The 18,927-nt window shown below is 61.5% G+C and carries 13 protein-coding genes and 1 pseudogene; 10 read left to right on the plus strand and 4 right to left on the minus strand.

Annotation, left to right across the window (positions count from 1 at the left end; all coding sequences use genetic code 11):
• The first annotated feature begins 90 nt into the window (after positions 1-90).
• The 3 genes from dusB to purH all read left to right on the plus strand — a co-directional run bounded on the left by dusB (position 91) and on the right by purH (position 3,050).
• On the plus strand, positions 91-1,137 hold the full coding sequence (gene dusB / locus AC07ZH_RS03700) for a tRNA dihydrouridine synthase DusB (protein ID WP_495198603.1): 1,047 nt from the start codon (positions 91-93) through the stop codon (positions 1,135-1,137).
• On the plus strand, positions 1,134-1,367 hold the full coding sequence (locus AC07ZH_RS03705; protein WP_119108990.1) for a Fis family transcriptional regulator: 234 nt from the start codon (positions 1,134-1,136) through the stop codon (positions 1,365-1,367). Before dusB ends, AC07ZH_RS03705 begins: the two co-directional genes overlap by 4 nt.
• Before the next feature lie 81 nt (positions 1,368-1,448).
• A complete protein-coding gene (gene purH / locus AC07ZH_RS03710) occupies positions 1,449-3,050 on the plus strand; it encodes a bifunctional phosphoribosylaminoimidazolecarboxamide formyltransferase/IMP cyclohydrolase (RefSeq protein ID WP_495198604.1) in 1,602 nt (533 codons plus the stop codon).
• A 69-nt stretch (positions 3,051-3,119) separates the two neighbouring features.
• Here purH and yihG read toward each other — a convergent pair whose 3' ends face one another.
• The 3 genes from yihG to thiD form a co-directional block, all read right to left on the minus strand.
• Positions 3,120-3,983, minus strand: a complete 864-nt coding sequence (gene yihG / locus AC07ZH_RS03715; protein ID WP_119108988.1) for a 1-acylglycerol-3-phosphate O-acyltransferase, YihG family — start codon at positions 3,981-3,983, stop codon at positions 3,120-3,122.
• 80 nt (positions 3,984-4,063) lie between these two features.
• A complete protein-coding gene (gene hemL / locus AC07ZH_RS03720; protein WP_495198605.1) occupies positions 4,064-5,368 on the minus strand; it encodes a glutamate-1-semialdehyde 2,1-aminomutase in 1,305 nt (434 codons plus the stop codon).
• On the minus strand, positions 5,352-6,287 hold the full coding sequence (thiD, locus tag AC07ZH_RS03725; RefSeq protein WP_495198606.1) for a bifunctional hydroxymethylpyrimidine kinase/phosphomethylpyrimidine kinase: 936 nt from the start codon (positions 6,285-6,287) through the stop codon (positions 5,352-5,354). Before thiD ends, hemL begins: the two co-directional genes overlap by 17 nt.
• Positions 6,288-6,403: 116 nt before the next feature.
• On the opposite strand from thiD, the gene AC07ZH_RS03730 reads away from it, so the two are divergent.
• The 7 genes and pseudogenes from AC07ZH_RS03730 to AC07ZH_RS03760 all read left to right on the plus strand — a co-directional run bounded on the left by AC07ZH_RS03730 (position 6,404) and on the right by AC07ZH_RS03760 (position 17,419).
• Positions 6,404-6,556 carry a rubredoxin gene (locus tag AC07ZH_RS03730; protein WP_119108985.1) on the plus strand — a complete coding sequence of 51 codons (153 nt, stop codon included), beginning with the start codon at positions 6,404-6,406 and terminating at the stop codon, positions 6,554-6,556.
• A gap of 51 nt (positions 6,557-6,607) precedes the next feature.
• Positions 6,608-7,006: a response regulator gene (locus AC07ZH_RS03735; protein WP_119108984.1), complete on the plus strand. Its 399-nt coding sequence runs from the start codon at positions 6,608-6,610 to the stop codon at positions 7,004-7,006.
• The gene (locus AC07ZH_RS03740; protein ID WP_119108983.1) at positions 7,006-7,371 is read left to right on the plus strand and encodes a response regulator; all 366 of its coding nucleotides are present in this window, start codon (positions 7,006-7,008) and stop codon (positions 7,369-7,371) included. Before AC07ZH_RS03735 ends, AC07ZH_RS03740 begins: the two co-directional genes overlap by 1 nt.
• Before the next feature lie 15 nt (positions 7,372-7,386).
• Positions 7,387-7,914, plus strand: coding sequence for a chemotaxis protein CheW (locus tag AC07ZH_RS03745; protein WP_119108982.1), 528 nt, complete (start codon positions 7,387-7,389; stop codon positions 7,912-7,914).
• Positions 7,915-7,935: 21 nt separating this feature from the next.
• On the plus strand, positions 7,936-10,188 hold the full coding sequence (locus AC07ZH_RS03750; protein ID WP_495198607.1) for a methyl-accepting chemotaxis protein: 2,253 nt from the start codon (positions 7,936-7,938) through the stop codon (positions 10,186-10,188).
• A gap of 46 nt (positions 10,189-10,234) precedes the next feature.
• Positions 10,235-16,220 (plus strand): annotated as a pseudogene (locus tag AC07ZH_RS03755) (hybrid sensor histidine kinase/response regulator).
• Between the two features lie 20 nt (positions 16,221-16,240).
• Positions 16,241-17,419: a PilT/PilU family type 4a pilus ATPase gene (locus AC07ZH_RS03760; protein WP_495198608.1), complete on the plus strand. Its 1,179-nt coding sequence runs from the start codon at positions 16,241-16,243 to the stop codon at positions 17,417-17,419.
• Between the two features lie 10 nt (positions 17,420-17,429).
• Here the strand turns inward: AC07ZH_RS03760 and AC07ZH_RS03765 are convergent, their stop codons facing one another.
• Positions 17,430-18,914: a cryptochrome/photolyase family protein gene (locus tag AC07ZH_RS03765; RefSeq protein WP_495198609.1), complete on the minus strand. Its 1,485-nt coding sequence runs from the start codon at positions 18,912-18,914 to the stop codon at positions 17,430-17,432.
• Positions 18,915-18,927 lie beyond the last annotated feature (13 nt).

The following is an 18,927-nucleotide window of genomic DNA, read 5'->3' on the forward strand; positions in this document are numbered from 1 at the left end:
TGCAGTTCGGCCCACGCGGCGGTGTGTCAGCATGCTGAAAATTTAAGCAGCTACAATCCCGCCTCCTTGTTCGAGCCTGCCGCGCACCCCATGCATATCGGGTCTTTCCTGTTGCCCAATCGTCTTTTTGTCGCGCCTATGGCAGGCGTCACCGACCGGCCTTTTCGCCGGCTGTGCAAGACGCTGGGCGCCGGTTATGCGGTCAGCGAAATGGTGACCTCGCGGCCCGATTTGTGGAACAGTCTGAAGACGTCGCGCCGCGCCGACCATCGCGGAGAGCCGGGGCCTATTGCCGTACAGATTGCGGGTACCGACGCTGCCATGATGGCCGAGGCGGCCGTGCACAACATCGAGCGCGGCGCGCAGATCATCGATATCAACATGGGGTGCCCGGCCAAGAAGGTGTGCAACAAATGGGCCGGCTCGGCCCTGATGCAGGACGAGGCGCTGGCGGTGTCGATTGCGCGGGCCGTTGTGCAGGCCTGTGCACCAAGCGGCGTGCCTGTCACCCTCAAGATGCGCACCGGCTGGTGTGCGCAGCACAAGAACGCGGTATCTCTTGCGCGCCAGTTCGAGGCAGTGGGCATTGCCATGCTCACCGTCCACGGGCGCACGCGTGAGCAGGGCTACAGTGGCGCCGCCGAGTACGCCACCGTGGCGGCTGTGAAAGCGGCGGTGGGTGTGCCGGTGGTGGCCAACGGCGACATCGACTCGCCCGAGAAGGCGCAAAGCGTGCTCGCCGCCACGGGGGCTGACGCTTTGATGATTGGCCGCGCGGCGCAAGGGCGGCCCTGGATATTCCGCGAGATCCACCATTTCTTGGCTACTGGCGAGCACTTGGCGCCGCCGCTGGTCGCCGAACTTGAGCGCCTGCTGCTTGCCCACCTGGACGAGCATTACAGTCTGTACGGCGCAGAGACGGGCGTGCGCAGTGCGCGCAAGCACATTGCCTGGTACCTGCGCTCGCTGCCGGGCGGCGAAGCCTTCCGCCAGCGCATGAATGCCATAGACGACTGCGCAGGGCAGCGGGCCGCTGTGGCGCAGTACCTGCACGCGTTGGGCGCTACCATGGACCGATTGCCAGCGCCCGTTGTGGCGCAGGACAATGCAATAACAACAGAGGGATGGTTGGCATGAGCCGGCAACATATTGACGAATGCGTGCGCGAGAGCCTGCAGAGCTATTTTCGCGATCTGGATGGCGAAACGCCCGACGGCATGTACGACATGCTGGTGCGTGCGGTGGAAAAGCCGCTGCTCGAAGTGGTGATGAGCCAGGCCGAGAACAACCAGTCGCGCGCCGCCGAGTGGCTGGGCCTGAACCGCAATACCTTGCGCAAGAAGCTGCTCGAACACAAGCTGCTCTAAATACTATTATTTATATAGCTGTAGACGCTTGCCAGATAAGCGCTACAGCCGTTTTTTATTCAAAACTCTGCGGCCCACGCCATGAACGCACTTCTTTCTGTCTCGGACAAGACCGGCATTGTCGACTTTGCCAAAGCCCTGCACGCGCTGGGCGTCAAGCTGCTGTCCACCGGCGGCACTGCACAACTGCTGGCTTCGGCCGGCCTGCCGGTGACCGAGGTGGCTGAGGTCACCCAGTTCCCGGAAATGCTCGATGGCCGCGTGAAGACGCTGCATCCCAAGGTGCACGGCGGCCTGCTGGCGCGCCGCGAATTGCCAGCGCACATGGCAGCACTGAAGGAGCATGGCATCGACACCATCGACCTGCTGGTGGTCAACCTCTATCCGTTCGAGGCCACCGTGGCCAAGGCCGGCTGCACGCTGGCGGATGCCATTGAAAACATCGACATCGGTGGCCCCGCCATGGTGCGCAGTGGCGCCAAGAACTGGAAGGATGTGGGGGTGCTGACCGATGCCTCGCAGTACCCCGAGGTGCTAGAGGAATTGAAGGCGAGTGGAAAACTCTCCGACCAACTGCGCTTTGCGCTGTCGGTGGCGGCATTCAACCGCGTCGCCCAGTACGACGGCGCTATCAGCGACTATTTGTCTTCCGTCACGTTCGAACCGGAAAAGCTTGCAGACGCCTATGTGCCCAGCCGCACCCTGTTTCCTGGTCAGAGCAATGGCATCTTCACCAAGGTGCAAGATTTGCGCTACGGCGAAAACAGCCACCAGCAGGCAGCGCTGTACCGCGACCTGCACCCCGCACCCGGCTCGCTGGTGACGGGCGTGCAGCTGCAGGGCAAAGAGCTGTCCTACAACAACATTGCCGACGCCGATGCCGCCTGGGAATGCGTCAAGAGCTTCGACGCTGCTGCCTGCGTGATCGTCAAGCACGCCAACCCCTGCGGTGTGGCCGTGGGACTGGACGCGCTGGGCACGTACACCAAGGCCTTCCAGACCGATCCCACCAGCGCCTTTGGCGGCATCATTGCTTTCAACCGCGTGGTGGACGGTGCCGCGGCGGCGCAGATCAGCAAGCAATTCGTCGAAGTGCTGATGGCCCCGGACTTCACGGCGCAAGCGCTGGAAATCTTCAAACCCAAAGTGAATGTGCGGCTTCTCAAGGTAGCGCTGCCGAAACACGGCGGCACCACCAACTGGCAGCGTGGCCGCAACGCCATGGACGCCAAGCGCATCGGCTCGGGCCTGCTGCTGCAGACGGCCGACAACCATGAGCTCTCGTTGACCGACCTCAAGGTGGTGACCAAGAAACAGCCCACATTGGAGGAAATGGAAGACCTGCTGTTTGCCTGGAAGGTGGCCAAGTACGTCAAGAGCAACGCCATCGTGTTCTGCAAAAACGGCATGACCATGGGCGTCGGTGCTGGCCAGATGAGCCGGCTCGACTCGGCCCGCATCGCCAGCATCAAGGCCCAGCATGCGGGCCTCAGCCTGCAGGGCACCGTGGTGGCGAGCGACGCCTTCTTCCCCTTCCGCGATGGCCTGGACGTGGTGGTGGATGCCGGCGCGAGCTGCATCGTTCAGCCCGGCGGCAGCATGCGCGATCAGGAAGTCATTGATGCCGCCAACGAGCGCGGCGTGGCCATGGTGTTTTCCGGCGTGCGGCACTTCCGCCATTGACCCGGCGTTGCACCAAAAAAAAGCGGCTCGGGCCGCTTTTTTTTTTGTCTGGCTGGTCTACGTGGTCAATCAGCGAGGCTGCCGCTCTGCGAGAAGGCGCGTAATTTCTTCATCCTTCGCCTGCCACAGCTCATTGACCCAGGCTTGTACGGCGGCCCGTGGTGCTGGTTCGCCGGGTGCCGGCAGCACCTGAGCGGGAACATCGCGCAGATGCACGCGCACCACCACGTCGCCCAGGCGCCCGGCCATGGCGTCGGTGAAGGTCGGCAGGCCTTGCGGGTACACGAGGGTCACGTCCAGAAACCCCGTGAACGCGTCGCCCAGGCCCTCAAGGGCCATGCCAATGCCACCCACCTTGGGTTTGAGCAGGTGGCGATAGGGCGACTTCTGCTGGGCGTGCTTGGCGGCGGTAAAGCGGGTGCCTTCCACGAAACTCATGACCGAGGTCGGCACCAGGCGGAACTTGGCGCAGGCTTTGCGCCCGGCTTCCAGGTCGGCACGCGCGCTGGCTCCGCCCTTGCGTTGCATGAAGGGGAAATCAAGGGCCCACCAGGCAAAGCCGATCACGGGGACGTAGAGGAGCTCTTTCTTGGTGAAGAACTTCAGCATGGGAATGCGGCGGTTGAACACGCGTTGCAGCACCACGATGTCCACCCAGCTTTGGTGGTTGCTGGTGACCAGGTACCAGCCACGCGGATCGAGCCCGTCCGCCCCCTCCACGCTCCACCGGCCTCGGTTCACGGCGCCCAGCCAGAACGCATTGATGTCCATCCACAGCGCCGCGATACCCATCAAGGCGCGGTCGCAGCCGCTGCGTACGGCTTCGGTGGGGAACAGCAGCTTGACGAGCGCCACCGGAACCATGGCCAGGACCAGCACCAAGGTATTGACGGCGAGGATCAGCGAGGCAAACAAAAACTTGAGCGCGGACATGGAACAGGAGCAGGTAGCGGGAGATTTATGATGTTTTTGCCTTCTAGCGCTTATGGGTAAAGCGTAAGAAGCTATATAAATTATAGCGTTTTGAAGACTTCTCGCGCAGCAGCCACCGTGGCGGCAATGTCGTCCTGTGTGTGGGCTGCGCTGACGAAGCCGGCTTCGTACAGCGCAGGCGCCAGGTACACGCCGCGTTCGAGCAGCCCATGGAACAGCCTGTTGAACCGCTGGCCGTCGGTGCGCATGACCTCGGCATAGTTCTGCGGCAGCTCGGGCAGCAGGAAGAAGCCGAACATGCCGCCTTCGCTGTCGGCGCAGAACGGCACGCCTTCGTCGGCCGCCGCTGCTTCGAGGCCGCTGACCAGGGCGCGCGTGCTGCTGGCCAGGGCCTCGTAGAACCCGGGCTTGCGAATTTCGTGCAGCGTCGCCAGGCCACAGGCTGTCGCCACCGGGTTGCCCGAGAGCGTGCCCGCCTGGTACACCGCGCCGAGCGGGGCGAGTTGCTCCATGACCTCGCGCCGTCCGCCAAAAGCGGCCAGGGGCATGCCCCCGCCAATGACCTTGCCCATCACCGTGATGTCGGGCGCGAAGCCGGGAATCTGTCGCGCATACACGCTCTGTGCCCCGCCCAGCGCCACGCGAAAGCCCGTCATGACTTCGTCGTACACCAGCAGCGCGCCGTATTCGGTGCACAGCTCGCGGCAACGCCGGGTGAACTCGGTGCTGGCGCGCACAAAGTTCATGTTGCCGGCAATGGGTTCCATCATCAAACAGGCCAGGTCGCGCCCATGCAGGGCGAAGGCTTCCTCCAACTGCGCCACGTTGTTGTATTCAAGCACCAGGGTGTGCTGCACCACCTCGGGCGGTACGCCGGCGCTGGTGGCGTTGCCGAACGTCGCCAGCCCTGAGCCGGCCTTGACCAGCAGGGCGTCGGCGTGGCCGTGGTAGCAGCCCTCGAACTTCAGGATCTTGCTGCGGCCGGTGGCGCCGCGCGCCAGGCGGATCGCGCTCATGCCGGCTTCTGTGCCGGAGCTCACCAGCCGCACCATGTCCATGGACGGCATGAGTTCCAGAATGGCTTCGGCCAGCTCGACTTCGCGCTCGGTGGGCGCGCCGAACGAAAGGCCGTCAACCGCCGCCTTGTGCACGGCTTCCAGAACCGCTGGGTGGCCGTGGCCGAGGATCATCGGCCCCCAGGAACCGATGTAGTCGATGTAGCGCGTGCCGTTGGCATCCCACATGTAAGCGCCTTGGGCGCGCCCGATGAAGCGTGGCGTGCCGCCCACGGCCTTGAAGGCGCGCACGGGCGAGTTGACGCCGCCAGGGATGACGGCGCGGGCGCGCTCGAACAGGGAAAAGTTGCGGTCAGTGTTGTGTGTCATGTGGGGGTAGGCCGAACTCTTGCGCGCTCGGTGTGTCTTCGATTTCAGGGGCTGTATCCTCGTTGTCGTCGGGTTCCGCCCAGAACATGCGGTCAGGCAGGACATGCCCCATGCCGGGGCGAAAACCCGCTTCCAGGCAGCCGTCCAGGTAGCCGAGTGCTTCTGTGAACGCCTCGGAGAGGTCGCAGCCCGTTGCCAGCAGTGCTGCCAGAGCCGCCGAGAGCGTGTCGCCCGCACCGGTAAACGTCGCATCGAACAACTCGACGCGGCCACTGCACAACACGGTCTCGGGTGTTGCCAGCACATTCTCGACAAACTGTTCCGGCAGTGCGATTCCTGTCACCAGGGTGTAGGGTACGCCCAGCTCGGCAGCGGCGGCGGCGATATCCCTTGGCCCTGGACTGGCGTCCCTGTCCCAGTCGGGAAGCAGCCAGCGCCACAAGGTATTGTGGTTTCCTACCAACACTGTTGTCTGGGGCAACAACAGTTCGCGAAAGGCATCCAGGTACTGATCAATGCGGTCGTCCTGCCACCAGGACAGATTGGGCATGTAGGCCACTACCGGAAGGTCAGGGTAGTCGGACGTGAGTTCCGCCAGTGCGCTGATGTTTTCCGGCGTTCCTACAAAGCCAATCTTGATCACTTGAACCGGGAGGTCTTCGAGCACCGCTCGTGCCTGCTCCACAACCGCCTCATCGTCCAGGGCGTAGTGGTCGAAGCACTGGCCCGTGTCGCGGACATAGGCACCGGTCACTATTGCCAGCGGGTGGCCTCCGACGGACGCAATGGTCGTAATATCCGCTGTAAGGCCCGCTGCGCCGCAGGGATCGCTGGCGTTGATTGACATCACGCAAGCCGGCAAGTCCGACGGTGTGGTTATTCCTGCGGCTGTTTCTGGTGAAGAAGGCGTGGTCGTCATGAACCCTATACCGCGCCAGGGGGTGGCGCAAAAACGGCAGCCGTGCGGCGCGCCTGGATACAATCGTTGCATTCTATGTGAAGGCACCTTAAGCTGTGGCCGCACCTAAAACTTGGATGTGCCTTATTTGTGGCTGGATTTACGAGGAAACCAAGGGTTGTCCCGAAGATGGGATACCTGCGGGAACACCGTGGGAGCAAGTACCTGAAAGTTGGCTGTGTCCGGAATGCGGAGCGGGCAAACAGGATTTCGAGATGGTGCAGATCTAAAACGCAAGAGATTTCTCTTGCGTTTATTAATTTCCATCGGAGCAGTGACAATTGACTAAAAGCGGCGCCTCTTTCAAAGTGCTCGTGGTGGATGACAGCAATACCATTCGCCGCAGTGCAGAAATATTCTTGAAGCAGGGAGGGCATGAAGTCCTTCTTGCGGACGATGGTTTTGATGCATTGGCAAAAGTTAACGACTACCATCCGCAGGTTATTTTTTGCGATATATTGATGCCTAAGCTTGATGGCTATCAAACAGTCGCAATCATTAAGAGAAACCCCCAATTTACACACACGCCGGTTGTCATGCTATCTTCAAAAGATGGCGTTTTTGATAAGGCTCGTGGAAGAATGGTGGGGTGTCAGGATTATCTGACAAAACCCTTCACAAAAGATCAGTTACTGCAAGCAGTGCAGCAATTTGCAAGTGTTTCCCAAGGAGCGATGTAATGGCTATCCAGAAAGTACTGGTCGTCGATGATTCGAAGACTGAATTGATGTTCCTCACGGACCTATTGCAAAAAAAAGGAATGCAGGTGCGGACTGCAGAAAATGCCGAGGAGGCATTCCGGCGTCTTGCGGAAGAAAAGCCAGACCTGATTTTGATGGACGTGGTAATGCCCGGCCAGAATGGATTTCAGCTGACACGTGCCATTAGTCGTGACCCGCAGTATGCAGATGTTCCGATCATTATGTGCACCAGCAAGAATCAGGAAACCGATCGTGTCTGGGGAATGCGCCAGGGGGCACGTGGCTACATCACCAAGCCTGTAGATCCCGCCGAGTTGCAAGCCAAGATCGACGCTCTCAACTAAGCGCCCGCAAGCTCCATGGCAAATCGTGAAGCCCTCAGGGAACTGCAGATACGTCTGGCCAGCAGGCTCCAGGCGGCGCGCAGTGAAGCCGTGTCTGTGTCTTCCTGGCTGGCCGTGGAGTCCGCCGGGGAGCGCTATTTGCTGCCCTTGGTTCAGTCGGGAGAGATTTTCCCCTGGACATCGGTTCAGCCCGTCCCCTATACCCGCGACTGGTTTTTGGGTGTGGCGAACTTGCGCGGCGGCCTTACAGGGGTGGTTGACTTGGCCCGGTTGATGGGTCACCTCAGCGTGCGCAGTGAGCAGGCACTGGCTGAATCCAGTCTGCTGGCTTTCAATGCGGCGCTGGAAGTCAATGCGGCACTGCTGGTCGATCGACTGGCTGGCTTGCGTGGGACGGAGGCGTTTGTACGATCCGAACCTCCTGCTGGTGATGCGCCAGATTTTTTTGGTACTACATATGTCGAGGCCGGCGGCACCCGCTGGCAGGAGCTCAATTTGCAGGTGCTGTCACAGCACCCGGCATTTTTGAGTATCGGTGCTTGAGTTTCTCTGTAAGGTCGCTCCATGTCTGTCGTTCAAAATTTTGGAAAACTCTTCAATCGCAAGCCGGCGCAGGCCGAAGGCTACGCGCTTTCCGATGAACAGGGCGGTGAGGGATCTGCCCTGCGCGAGCCTTACCTGGGAGATGGGCTCAACAGCGTGCAGGGAGACCCCGGTAGTCCAGAGGTTCTGCCGCTTGTGCCGGCAGCCGACCATATTTCACTGCCTTTACTGGGGGAGGCCACTGCAGCGGCGCACCAAAGGCGCTTGCTGATTTTGCTGGCCCTTGGTGTGGTGGTGCTGGCATTGATTGCCGGCTGGGTGTTGCGCCAGTCCGACCGGTCTGCGCAGCAACTCGCTGCCACAGGGCAATCCTTGATGCAGTCGCAGCGGCTCGCCAAGTCGGTTTCCCAGGCCTTGGTGGGGAGCCCTCAGGCTTTCCCCGATGTGGTGGAAAGCTCTGGCGTGCTGGCGCGCAACGTGCGCGCCCTGCAAGCCGGCGATGCTGAGCTGGGTGTTCAGGCACTGGGTGCAAATTACCAGTCCGATCTGAAAACCATTCAGCCTTTGATGGAGCGCGCCGAGCGCAATGCTGCCGTCGTGATGGGCCAGCAGAAGATTCTGACGCAGGTGGGTGATGCGCTTCGCACCATCAACCGCCAGTCGTCCGACTTGCTTGAAATTGCGGAAACCGTGTCTTCGCTCAAGCTGCAGCAGAATGCCCCTGCGGCAGAAATTTCCGCAGCTGGCCAATTGGTGATGCTGACGCAACGCATCGGCAAGTCGGCCAATGAGTTTCAGACCACTGAAGGCGTCAGCCCTGAGGCCGTGTTCCTGCTCGGCAAGGACTTGAATTCCTTCAAGGAAATTGCACAAGGACTGCTCGACGGCAGCCCTGAATTGCGGTTGAGCGCCACGCGCGATCCCCAAACCCGCGACCAGCTCACCTCGCTCATCAAGCTGTACGAAGAAACACGGACGCAAGCCAGCGCTATTCTGGGAAACCTGCAGGGGCTGGTGTCTGCGCGTGAAGCGCAAACCGCCATTATTGGTGACAGCGAGCCTCTGCGCCGTCAGCTCGAAGGCTTGCAAAACCGCCTGACTTCGCAGACGGGCATTGGCGTCGGTCAGCTCATCGCGCTGGTGCTCGCGGCGCTCTTCGTGATTTTCTGCGGTATCGGTATTTCGCGCGTGCAGCTGCTCGACAGCCGAAGCCGCCAACGCGTTGCAGAAGCCCAGCACCGCGACGCACAGCGTCAGGAGCAGGAGGCCAAGCGCGTTAACGACGCCAACCAGGCCGCCATTTTGCGGCTGATGAACGAGTTGCAATCGGTTGCTGAAGGCGATTTGACACAGGAAGCCACGGTGACCGAAGACATCACGGGTGCTATTGCCGACTCGGTGAACTACACCGTGGAAGAGTTGCGCCAGATCGTCGGCAGCGTGCAGAACACCGCCACGCGGGTGGCGCAAACCACCGCCCTGGTGGACAACACCTCGACCGAACTGCTTGCCGCCTCGACCGAGCAACTGCGCGAAATTCGTGAAACGGGCCGATCGGTGCTCGACATGGCCTCGCGCATCAACGAAGTGTCCACCCAGGCGCAGGAATCCGCCACGGTGGCGCGCCAATCGCTGCAAGCAGCCGATTCAGGCCTGCAGGCGGTGCAAAACGCCATCGGCGGCATGAACTCCATTCGTGACCAGATTCAGGACACGTCCAAGCGCATCAAGCGGCTGGGTGAATCGTCGCAGGAGATTGGTGAAATCACCGAACTGATTTCCGACATTACCGAGCAAACGAACGTGCTGGCCTTGAACGCCGCCATCCAGGCTGCATCCGCCGGAGAAGCCGGTCGCGGCTTCTCGGTGGTGGCCGAAGAGGTGCAGCGCCTGGCTGAGCGCTCCGGTGATGCAACGCGCCAGATTTCCGCGCTCGTGAAGGCGATTCAAACCGATACGCAAGACGCCGTCGCCGCTATGGAGCGTTCTACGCAAGGTGTGGTGGAAGGGGCGCGCCTGTCTGATAGCGCAGGTACCGCTCTTTCGGAAATTGACCGGGTCTCGCGGCGCCTCGCCGAGCTGATCGAACAGATCTCATCCTCTACCTCTCGCGAGGCCAGCTTGGCCAACGAAGTCGCCGACAACATTCAGCATATTTTTGCGGTGACGGAGCAGACGGGCGAAGGCACGCGAACGACCGCACAGCAGGTGCGCGAACTCTCGACCATGGCCGAAGAGTTGCGCCAGTCCGTCGCGCGTTTCAAGATTGCCTGACTCCGTCTGACCATTGAACAGGCCGCGCGCCGCCGGGAACGAATCCATGTCGCCAAATGAAGTCGCCAATGCCCCTGTTGCCGAAGGGGGGGCGGGGGAGCTGGATCTGGGGCCGCTGGCCTGGGTGCTGGACGAACTGCGCAAGTCACTTGATGGAGCGATCAAGGCCTTGCGCCGCTTTGTCTACGATGCCGACGTTGCCCGGGAATCGGATATTGCCTCGCTGGATACCGCTACGCTGCGCGTGGCACGGCAGCAACTGCACCAGGCCACCGGCGCGCTGGAAATGGTGGGAATGGCATCGCCTGCGCTCGTGCTGCGAGCCATGGAAGGCGCGGTACAGCGCTTTGTTCAGCGGCCTGAACTGTGCACAGACGGTGCAGCAGGCGCGATAGAGCGCGCAAGTTTTGCGCTGTGCGAATACCTGGAGATCGTGCTTGCGGGCAAGGCGGTTTCTCCGGTGGCCCTCTTTCCGCAGTACCGGGATGTTCAGGCTTTGACCGGTGCCGAACGTGTGCATCCGGCCGATTTGTGGCCCGCAGAGCGCCGGTTTCGGGAGCCCGAATTTGAGATCAGGCAGTCACCCCTCGCTTATGGTCCAGCGGCGAGGAGTCGACTGGATCAGGCCGTGCTGCGTATCGTCAAGGATGGCGATTTTGACGCGGCGCGTGACTTGTGTGATCTCTCTTTGGGCTTGGCTGCTGCACACTCAGATCGGCAAGGGCGGGCTTTTTGGAAAATCTGCGCCGCTTTCTTTGATGCTTTTGCGCGTGGCATGTTCGCTACGGATGTGTATGTCAAGCGGGTGGCATCCCGCGTTCTCATGCAGTACGCTTCCTTGGCGCGCGGTGAGAGTGTGATCGCAGACCGCCTGGTGCAGGATCTGCTGTTTTTCTGTGCCCAGGCGCGGCCCAATGCAGACGAGTCGCTGCCGTTGCTCGATGCTGTGCAGAAATCATTTGGTTTGCAGCGTTTCCAGCCTGTCGACTATGAGGCGCGGCGTTTCGGGCGATTCGATCCCGCAGTATTGGCGCAGGCACGCAAGCGTATCTCCGCTGCGGCGGAAACATGGTCAGCTCTGGCAGGCGGTGATCGCAACAAGCTCAAACCCGCAGCCGACCAATTCAGTCTTGTTTGTGATTCGCTCCGCAAACTCAATCGCAACAGTGAAAGTCTTGCCCAGGCATTGACCCGGGCGCTTGATCTGACCGTACGCTCTGCTGAGCCGCCTTCGGCATCCTTGGCCATGGAGGTGGCTACTTCGGTGTTGTACCTGCAGGCCGCGCTGGAAGACTCCGATGTGTCGGATGAGCAGATGGCCGGGCGTGCCGTGCGTCTGGCCGAGCGCCTCGACGGCGTCTCGGCAGGCAAGGAGCCAGACCCCCTTGAGCCTTGGATGGAGGAGTTGTACCGCCGCGTCAGCGACCACCAGACCATGGGCAGCGTCGTCGATGAGTTGCGTGCCACGCTGGGTGAGGCCGAGCGGTCCATGGATCAGTTTTTCCGCGATCCGGAAGATACCGCGCCGCTTGTCCCGGTTCCAGACCGGTTGTCGCAAATGCGTGGCGTGCTATCGGTGCTGGGGCTGGATCAAGCGTCGCTCGCAGTCCTTCGGATGCGCGATACCGTGGGGCGCCTACTCGCTGGAGGCGTTGAAGATCCCGACGAACGCAAGTCGCTTTTTGAAAAGTTGGGCAATAGCCTGGGTGCACTGGGCTTCATGATCGACATGCTGAGCTACCAGCGTGCCATGGCGCGCAAGCTGTTCGTCTACGACGAAGCGCTGGGCGAGCTGCGATTGATTGCGGGACGCGCCCGCACCCGTTCGTCAGACGTGGCGGTCGATGCGGAAGAACTGGCGGCAACTATCGAGGAGCGTGCGGCCGTGCCGCTTCCGGATGTGGTTCCTCGCATACCCGCGCATGTGCCCCATGAGCAAACAGCTGCCGCAGGGTTCGCAACGACCGAGCCTATTGCCGTCCCGCAGGTGTTGGAAGCATTGCCTGAGGAAGCTGGTGCCACGCAGGAGCCAGTTGAGGTGGTCTCCGACCCGCAGACCCAGCCGACAGAAGACAGTAGCGCGCCGCAGATGCATCTGCGGGGGCCGGAATTAGAAGACGAATTGCTGGACATTTTTCTCGAAGAAGTTCGCGAAGTGGTGGGCAATGGTTTGGGTGCCATATCCACCTTGGATGAAGATCCAGGCGATCTGAGCGAGCAAACCACCCTGCGACGGGCATTCCACACGCTCAAAGGCAGTTCCCGCATGGTCGATGGAGCAGTTGCTTAATGCATGGCTTGCCGAACAAAAACCCATGGAGCGCCCCCTGCTCGACATGTCCCGGCAAGCATTGCAAGGCTTCAGTCGATGGGCCCTGGATATCGCAGCAGGTGACGATTCGGCATGGAATGAGTCTGCTTTCCGCACTGTGGCAGAAGCCATGCGTCTGGAGGGCAAGGTGTTGCCTTTGGTCCTTCCGCCCGAGAGTGGCGAGGTCCGCACGGGTCCCGAAACCGAAGTTGCGCCAGATCTTCAGGTGGCAGCCGTTGCCAGCACGACTGATGGCGAGCCCGACGTAGCGCCTGAAGAGGTTGCCCTTGAGGGTGAGGGCTTTGTCGCTGAAGCGGTGGACGGGTTAGCGGAGGCCGTTCCGGATTCAGCAGATCTTGGAGAGCGTGAAGCTACTGAGCTTGGTATGGTGGAGATGTCTGCCGTGGTTCCGGCAGAAGCTGCCGAGATCGGGCAAGGCAGTGAAATTGATTTTTCCGAGTTTGAGGCTGCATTGGGTGCCTCTGGGCATGTCGGCACCTCTGGAGAACTGGCATTGCCGTCCGCACTGGATGAAACGGTGTTGGCAAGCGACGAACAGGGTGCTGCGGAACAGGCCCATGTCGGTGATGCTTCGATGGAAGCTGGCGCGCGCACCGAGCAGGAGCACGGCCAGGAGCATGGTGCATTGGAAATATCGCCGCTCGCATCCAGCGACGCGGTAGACGAAAGCACCAAATCCATCGGACACTTGCGCATCGGCATTCCGCTGTACAACGTCTATCTGAATGAAGCGGACGAATGGTCTCGCCGCTTGACGACCTGCCTGCAGGAGTGGTCGCTGGAGTTGCACGAGCGTTTGCCGGATACAGCGATTGCGCTGGCGCACTCTCTGGCTGGCAGTTCTGCCACTGTGGGGTTCGATGCGCTCTCACAAACTGCCCGACTTCTTGAGCATGCGCTCGAGCATGTGCAACTGCAACCGGTGGGCGAAGCGGACCAGGCGGCGATCTTTTTGCGCGCAGCGGATGAAGTGCGTCGCTTGCTTCACCAGTTTGCAGCCGGCTTTCTCAAGCCAGCCGATGAAGAAATTCACCGGGCATTGCGCAGCATTCTCGAAACTGAAGTCTGCACCACGCTATCGCCGTCTCTGGAAGAATTCGTCGCTCCTGCGACGGCCGAGTTTGAGACCCGTCCTACCGATTCTGCGCAGCCAATCGAAGTAGAGGCTTCGCAGCCGGAGGTGGTGTCCGAGCCGACGACGTTCGAGCCGGTGCCTTCGGGTGTGGTGGCTCCCGCCCTGTCCGTAGTTGTAGCCGCGCGTGATCACGACCAGCAGGTGGACGACGCGATAGCAAGGGCTGTCGCACTGGGGTCAGATCTGGACGACGATATTGACGCGCTCGACGTCATCGATCCCGATCTGTTCCCGATCTTCGAAGAGGAGGCCGCAGAGTTGTTGCCCCAATTGGGTGGTGCGCTGCGACAGTGGGCCGCGCGCCCGGAGAACCTGGGGGCACGCAGCGAGGTGCTTCGCGCCTTGCACACCCTTAAAGGGAGTTCGCGCCTTGCAGGAGCCATGCGACTTGGCGAGATGTCGCATCGGCTGGAATCGGCCATTGAACAGCTTGACCTGGAAACCTTGCAGGCCGAAGAGATAGAGCCGCTGTTGGCCAACTTCGACGCGCTTCAAGCAAACTTCAAGGTATTGCGCACCTACGATGGGGCCTTGCCTGAGGGATTCGCAGAAGACGTCCAGCAGAACGGCGCGACGCTTGATGCGCACATGTCTGCGGACGGCGAGCAAGCAGCGCCTTTGCCGTCCGTTTTGACACGGCCGTTGGTGGCGAGCAAGGGCGCGGCGGCGCGCGCAGCCACCCAACAATCGGTCCGGGTGCGTGCCCAGTTGCTTGACCGCTTGGTCAATCAGGCCGGTGAGGTGATGATCACCCGTGCACGCCTTGAATCCCGCTTGGGGCATATGAAAGGCTCCATGGGCGAGTTGTCGATTAACCTCGACCGCTTGCGCCAGCAACTGCGCGACATTGAGGTGCAGTCAGAATCCCAAATGCAGTCGCGGCTGGCATTGTCCAAGGACACCGCAGCAGGCTTCGATCCGCTTGAATTCGACCGTTTCACACGGGTGCAAGAGCTGACGCGCATGATGGCCGAATCGGTCAATGACGTTGCCACGGTGCAGCGGAACCTGCAGCGCGTGGTGGAAGGGACAGAAGACGATTTGATTGCGCAAGGCCGGCAGGCACGCGAGTTGCAACGCGACCTGCTGCGCACGCGCATGGTGGAATTCGAGGGCATTTCCGAGCGTTTGTATGCCGTCGTTCGCCAGGCATCCAAAGAGACTGGCAAGCAAATCAAGCTCGACATCACTGGGGGTTCCATTGAAATGGACCGCGGTGTGCTGGACCGCATGACCCCTGCATTCGAGCATTTGCTGCGCAATTGCGTGGCACACGGCATCGAGCAGCCAGACGATCGCGTTGCCATCGGAAAGCCCGCCATGGGCACCGTAACGGTCGATTTGCGGCACGAGGGCAACGACGTATCGGTAGAGTTCCGCGACGATGGTGCCGGCCTGAATCTGGAGCGCATTCGCAGCCGCGCCGTGACGCAGGGTTTGATTGCGTCGCCTGGAGATGTCAGCGACAGCGACGCTGCCGACCTGATTTTCATGCCCGGGTTTTCCACGGCCAGCGAAGTCACAGAGCTCGCTGGCCGGGGGATTGGCATGGACGTCGTGCGCTCCGAAGTCCAGGCCCTGGGCGGCCGCATTGAAACAAAAACGGTCGCTGGTGCTGGCACTGCGTTCCGCATGGTGCTGCCACTGACGACGGCTGTGACGCAGGTGGTGATGCTCCGGGCGGGTGAGCTCGCTTTTGGAGTACCGGCCAACGTGGTCGAGTTGGTTCGCCGGGTTCCCTTGACGGAGATAGAGGCAGCTTACCGGACCGGTCAGCTTGATGTGGGCGGTGAGAGCGTAGCGTTCTACTGGGCTGGTGCGTTGCTCCAAGCGTCGCGCCGCAGCCAGGAAGGGGTGGGCAAGACCAGGTCCGTCGTGATCTTCCGCAGCGCCTCGCAGCGCATTGCCATGCATGTCGATGACGTTCTGGGCAACCAGGAAGTGGTGGTGAAGAACCTGGGGCCCCAACTCTCGCGCCTGCCTGGTTTGGCGGGTATGTCGGTGCTCGCCTCTGGCGCCGTGGTGCTTATCTACAACCCAGTGGCGCTGGCGACGGTGTACGGCAGCCAATTGCGCGATTCGCAAGAGGTATTGGCTGAAACGGAACAGCCGCCTCACGGTGACATCCCGGCGGCGGCGGCAGCGGCCCCAGCGGCAATCCCAATGCCGGGACAGGTACCTCTGGTCCTCGTGGTGGATGATTCGATCACTGTGCGCCGCGTCACGCAGCGTTTGCTGCTGCGCGAAGGCTACCGCGTGGCACTTGCGGCCGACGGTCTCCAGGCACTTGAACGCCTTCAGGATGAGCGGCCTGCGGTTGTGCTTTCGGACATTGAAATGCCGCGCATGGATGGATTCGATCTTGCACGCAACATCCGCGCTGATGCGGCGTTGCACGATCTGCCCATCATCATGATCACTTCGCGTATCGCCCAGAAGCACCGCGACCACGCGATCGAGTTGGGAGTGAACCACTATCTTGGCAAGCCCTACTCCGACGAGGAACTGCTCAGCCTGGTGAAGCATTACGCCCATGTGGATGCGGTAGAAGCGGCAAGTGTTTGATGGCTGCGGTAGCTTGCACTGTGAGCAATGGGGCAGGCACGGCTTCCGAGGCGCTGCAGGATCTGCTGTCTGCCATGGTGCGGGAAGAGGCTTCTGACCTCTTTTTGATCGCTGGCGCTGTGCCTACGATCCGGCGCCATGGCGACTACCTGGCGCTCACGCAGCAGCCTTTGGCCGCGCTGGATATTCGTGCTTTCGCGATGTCGGTCATGAGTCCTGCACAGGCCGAGGCGTTTGAACTCCGCAAGGAATGCGATCTGGCGCTCCATGTGCCAAATGCTGGCCGTTTTCGCATCAACGTGCACCTGCAGCGCGGGCAGACCGGCATGGTGGTGCGCCATGTCTCCTCGCACATTCCGTCTCTTGAAGCCTTGGGCCTACCGCCCGTGGTGCATCAGCTGGCGTTTCTCAAGCGCGGTCTGGTGCTTGCGGTCGGCGCGGCGGGCGCGGGCAAGACCACAACCCTCGCGTCCCTTCTGGACCATCGCAATGCTCGGATTCCTGGGCATATCCTGACCATTGAAGATCCGATCGAGTACGTACACACACATCGGCGCTCGCTGGTCACGCAGCGCGAGGTCGGGCTCGATACCTTGTCGTACGACGAAGCGCTGCGCCATGCCATGCGCGAGGCGCCGAGCGCCATCATGATCGGCGAGATCCGTGATCGCGAAACCATGCAGCATGCGCTGCATTACGCCGAATCGGGCCATCTGTGCGTGTCCACCCTGCACGCCAACAATGCCAGTCAGTCCATTCAGCGCATCCTCAACTTCTTTCCGGATACGGCGCATGCGCAGATACTGCAGGACCTCTCGCTGAATTTGAAGGCCGTTGTCGCGCAGCGGCTCATTCCTGGAAAGCAGTCGCGCCAGGTGCCTGCCGTAGAGGTACTGCTGTTGACGAATTTCATCGCCGATCTGCTACAGAAGGGCCAGGTGCACGAGATTCGTACTGCGCTTGAGCGAAGCAGCCAGGTCGGCATGTGCACCTTTGACCAATCGCTTTTTGCCCTCTACGAGCGCGGCGCGATCACCCAGGAGGATATGTTGGCCTATGCCGACAACCGCACCGACCTCACGCTGCGAGTGCGCCTTGCCGCAGGGGCACCACTGGAAATGGCCGGGATGCGTGTGGCGGATTTCGACCCACCCGCACCGCCCGGAGCGCAAGCGGCGCCGCCTCCCCCTCCGATGTGAATTTCAGGGATCAAGGATTGCCGGAGAGCCGGGCTTCCTTGACGACCGAATAGCGCGCCAATGTGCGATCGCGCGCATGGGCATGGTCGACTACCGGCAGAGGATAGTCGGCGCCCAGCACGACGCCCGCTGCGCGCAGAGCCTCCGGCCGCGCCAGCCAGGGTGCATGCACATCCGTGTCGTTTAGACGTGCCAGTTCCGGTAGGTAGCGGCGTATGAAGCGGCCTTTCGGGTCGAATTTTTGGCTTTGGGTGACGGGATTGAAGATGCGAAACCAGGGCTGTGCGTCGCAGCCGCTGGAGCTTGCCCACTGCCAGCCGCCGTTGTTGGAGGCCAGCTCGAAATCGTTCAGTTGCTGTGCAAAGTAGGCCTCCCCACGCCGCCAGTCCAGTCCCAGATCTTTGGCCAGAAAGCTTGCCACCACCATGCGCAATCGGTTGTGCATGTAGCCAGTCTGGTTGATTTGCGCCATGGCGGCGTCGACGAGCGGGTAGCCGGTACGGCCTGTTTGCCAAGCGGCCCACAGGGCATCTGCTTGCTCGCCAGTCTCCCATGCAATCGCGTCGTACGCCGGTTTGAAGCTGCGCTCGACCACGTGAGGGAAATGTGCCACCAATTGTTGGTAAAAATCCCGCCAGACGAGCTCTGAGAGCCACGCCGCCGCTCCGCTGCTACCCGCCTGCATGCGCGCATAGGCTTCACGGGCGACTTCGCGAACGGACAACGTCCCAAAACGCAGATGAACGCCCAGGTAGCTCGGGCCTTTGATTGCCGGGTAATCGCGCGCTTGGTCGTAGGCGTCCATGCGTGCAGAGAAATCCGTCCAAAGAGAACGCCCTCCCGAGCTGCCTGCCGGCACGGGGAGCCGCACGGCCTCACTCGGAGCGAAACCCAGCGCCGACAGCGCAGGGATACCGCGCGCACCGAATTCGCCACGGGGTGCGAGAGCACCCGGAGGAATGCGCACCGGGTAGGCGCTCAGAAAAAATGGGTCGACCTTGCGCAGCCAGGCCTTCTTGTAGGGCGTAAAGACCGTGTAGGGCGTTCCTGCCTGCGTCAGCAGTTCTGAACGCGCGAAAATCGTATGGTCCTTCACCAGCCGCAATTCGCGCCCCTGCGCTGCAAGCGCCGTGCGCACCTGTGCGTCTCGCAACAGGGCGGCAGGTTCGTCGTCGTGGGCCGCGTACACCGCCTGCACGCCCAGCCGTTCGGCCAGTTCCGGGACGGCCGCACTGGCAGCGGCGTGCAGCACGATCAGGCCGCAGGCACTGTCGTGCGCCAGGGCGCGCAGGGAGGCGTCGAGCTCCACCAGGCTTTCCCGGATGAACCGCACGCGCCGGTCAGCGCGTGGCAGCGGCGCGAGGATCTCCTTGTCGAACACGAAAGCGCAGTGCACTTGGGCGCATTCACGCAGTGCGTGAAACAGGGCAGGGTGGTCGTGCACGCGCAGATCGCGGCGGAACCATACCAGGCCACAGGGAAAGAGTTGGGGCATGTTCACCGTAAAA

It is taken from the genome of Simplicispira sp. GW247-4R2A (assembly GCF_059424465.1).

Coding starts and splice junctions, on each gene's coding strand:
- AC07ZH_RS03740 (WP_119108983.1), top strand. CDS start 7,006: ATGGCTATCCAGAAAGTACTGGTCGTCGATGATTCGAAGACTGAATTG.
- AC07ZH_RS03730 (WP_119108985.1), top strand. CDS start 6,404: ATGTGCCTTATTTGTGGCTGGATTTACGAGGAAACCAAGGGTTGTCCC.
- hemL (WP_495198605.1), bottom strand. CDS start 5,368: ATGACACACAACACTGACCGCAACTTTTCCCTGTTCGAGCGCGCCCGC.
- dusB (WP_495198603.1), top strand. CDS start 91: ATGCATATCGGGTCTTTCCTGTTGCCCAATCGTCTTTTTGTCGCGCCT.
- purH (WP_495198604.1), top strand. CDS start 1,449: ATGAACGCACTTCTTTCTGTCTCGGACAAGACCGGCATTGTCGACTTT.
- thiD (WP_495198606.1), bottom strand. CDS start 6,287: ATGACGACCACGCCTTCTTCACCAGAAACAGCCGCAGGAATAACCACA.
- AC07ZH_RS03765 (WP_495198609.1), bottom strand. CDS start 18,914: ATGCCCCAACTCTTTCCCTGTGGCCTGGTATGGTTCCGCCGCGATCTG.
- AC07ZH_RS03745 (WP_119108982.1), top strand. CDS start 7,387: ATGGCAAATCGTGAAGCCCTCAGGGAACTGCAGATACGTCTGGCCAGC.
- AC07ZH_RS03750 (WP_495198607.1), top strand. CDS start 7,936: ATGTCTGTCGTTCAAAATTTTGGAAAACTCTTCAATCGCAAGCCGGCG.
- yihG (WP_119108988.1), bottom strand. CDS start 3,983: ATGTCCGCGCTCAAGTTTTTGTTTGCCTCGCTGATCCTCGCCGTCAAT.
- AC07ZH_RS03705 (WP_119108990.1), top strand. CDS start 1,134: ATGAGCCGGCAACATATTGACGAATGCGTGCGCGAGAGCCTGCAGAGC.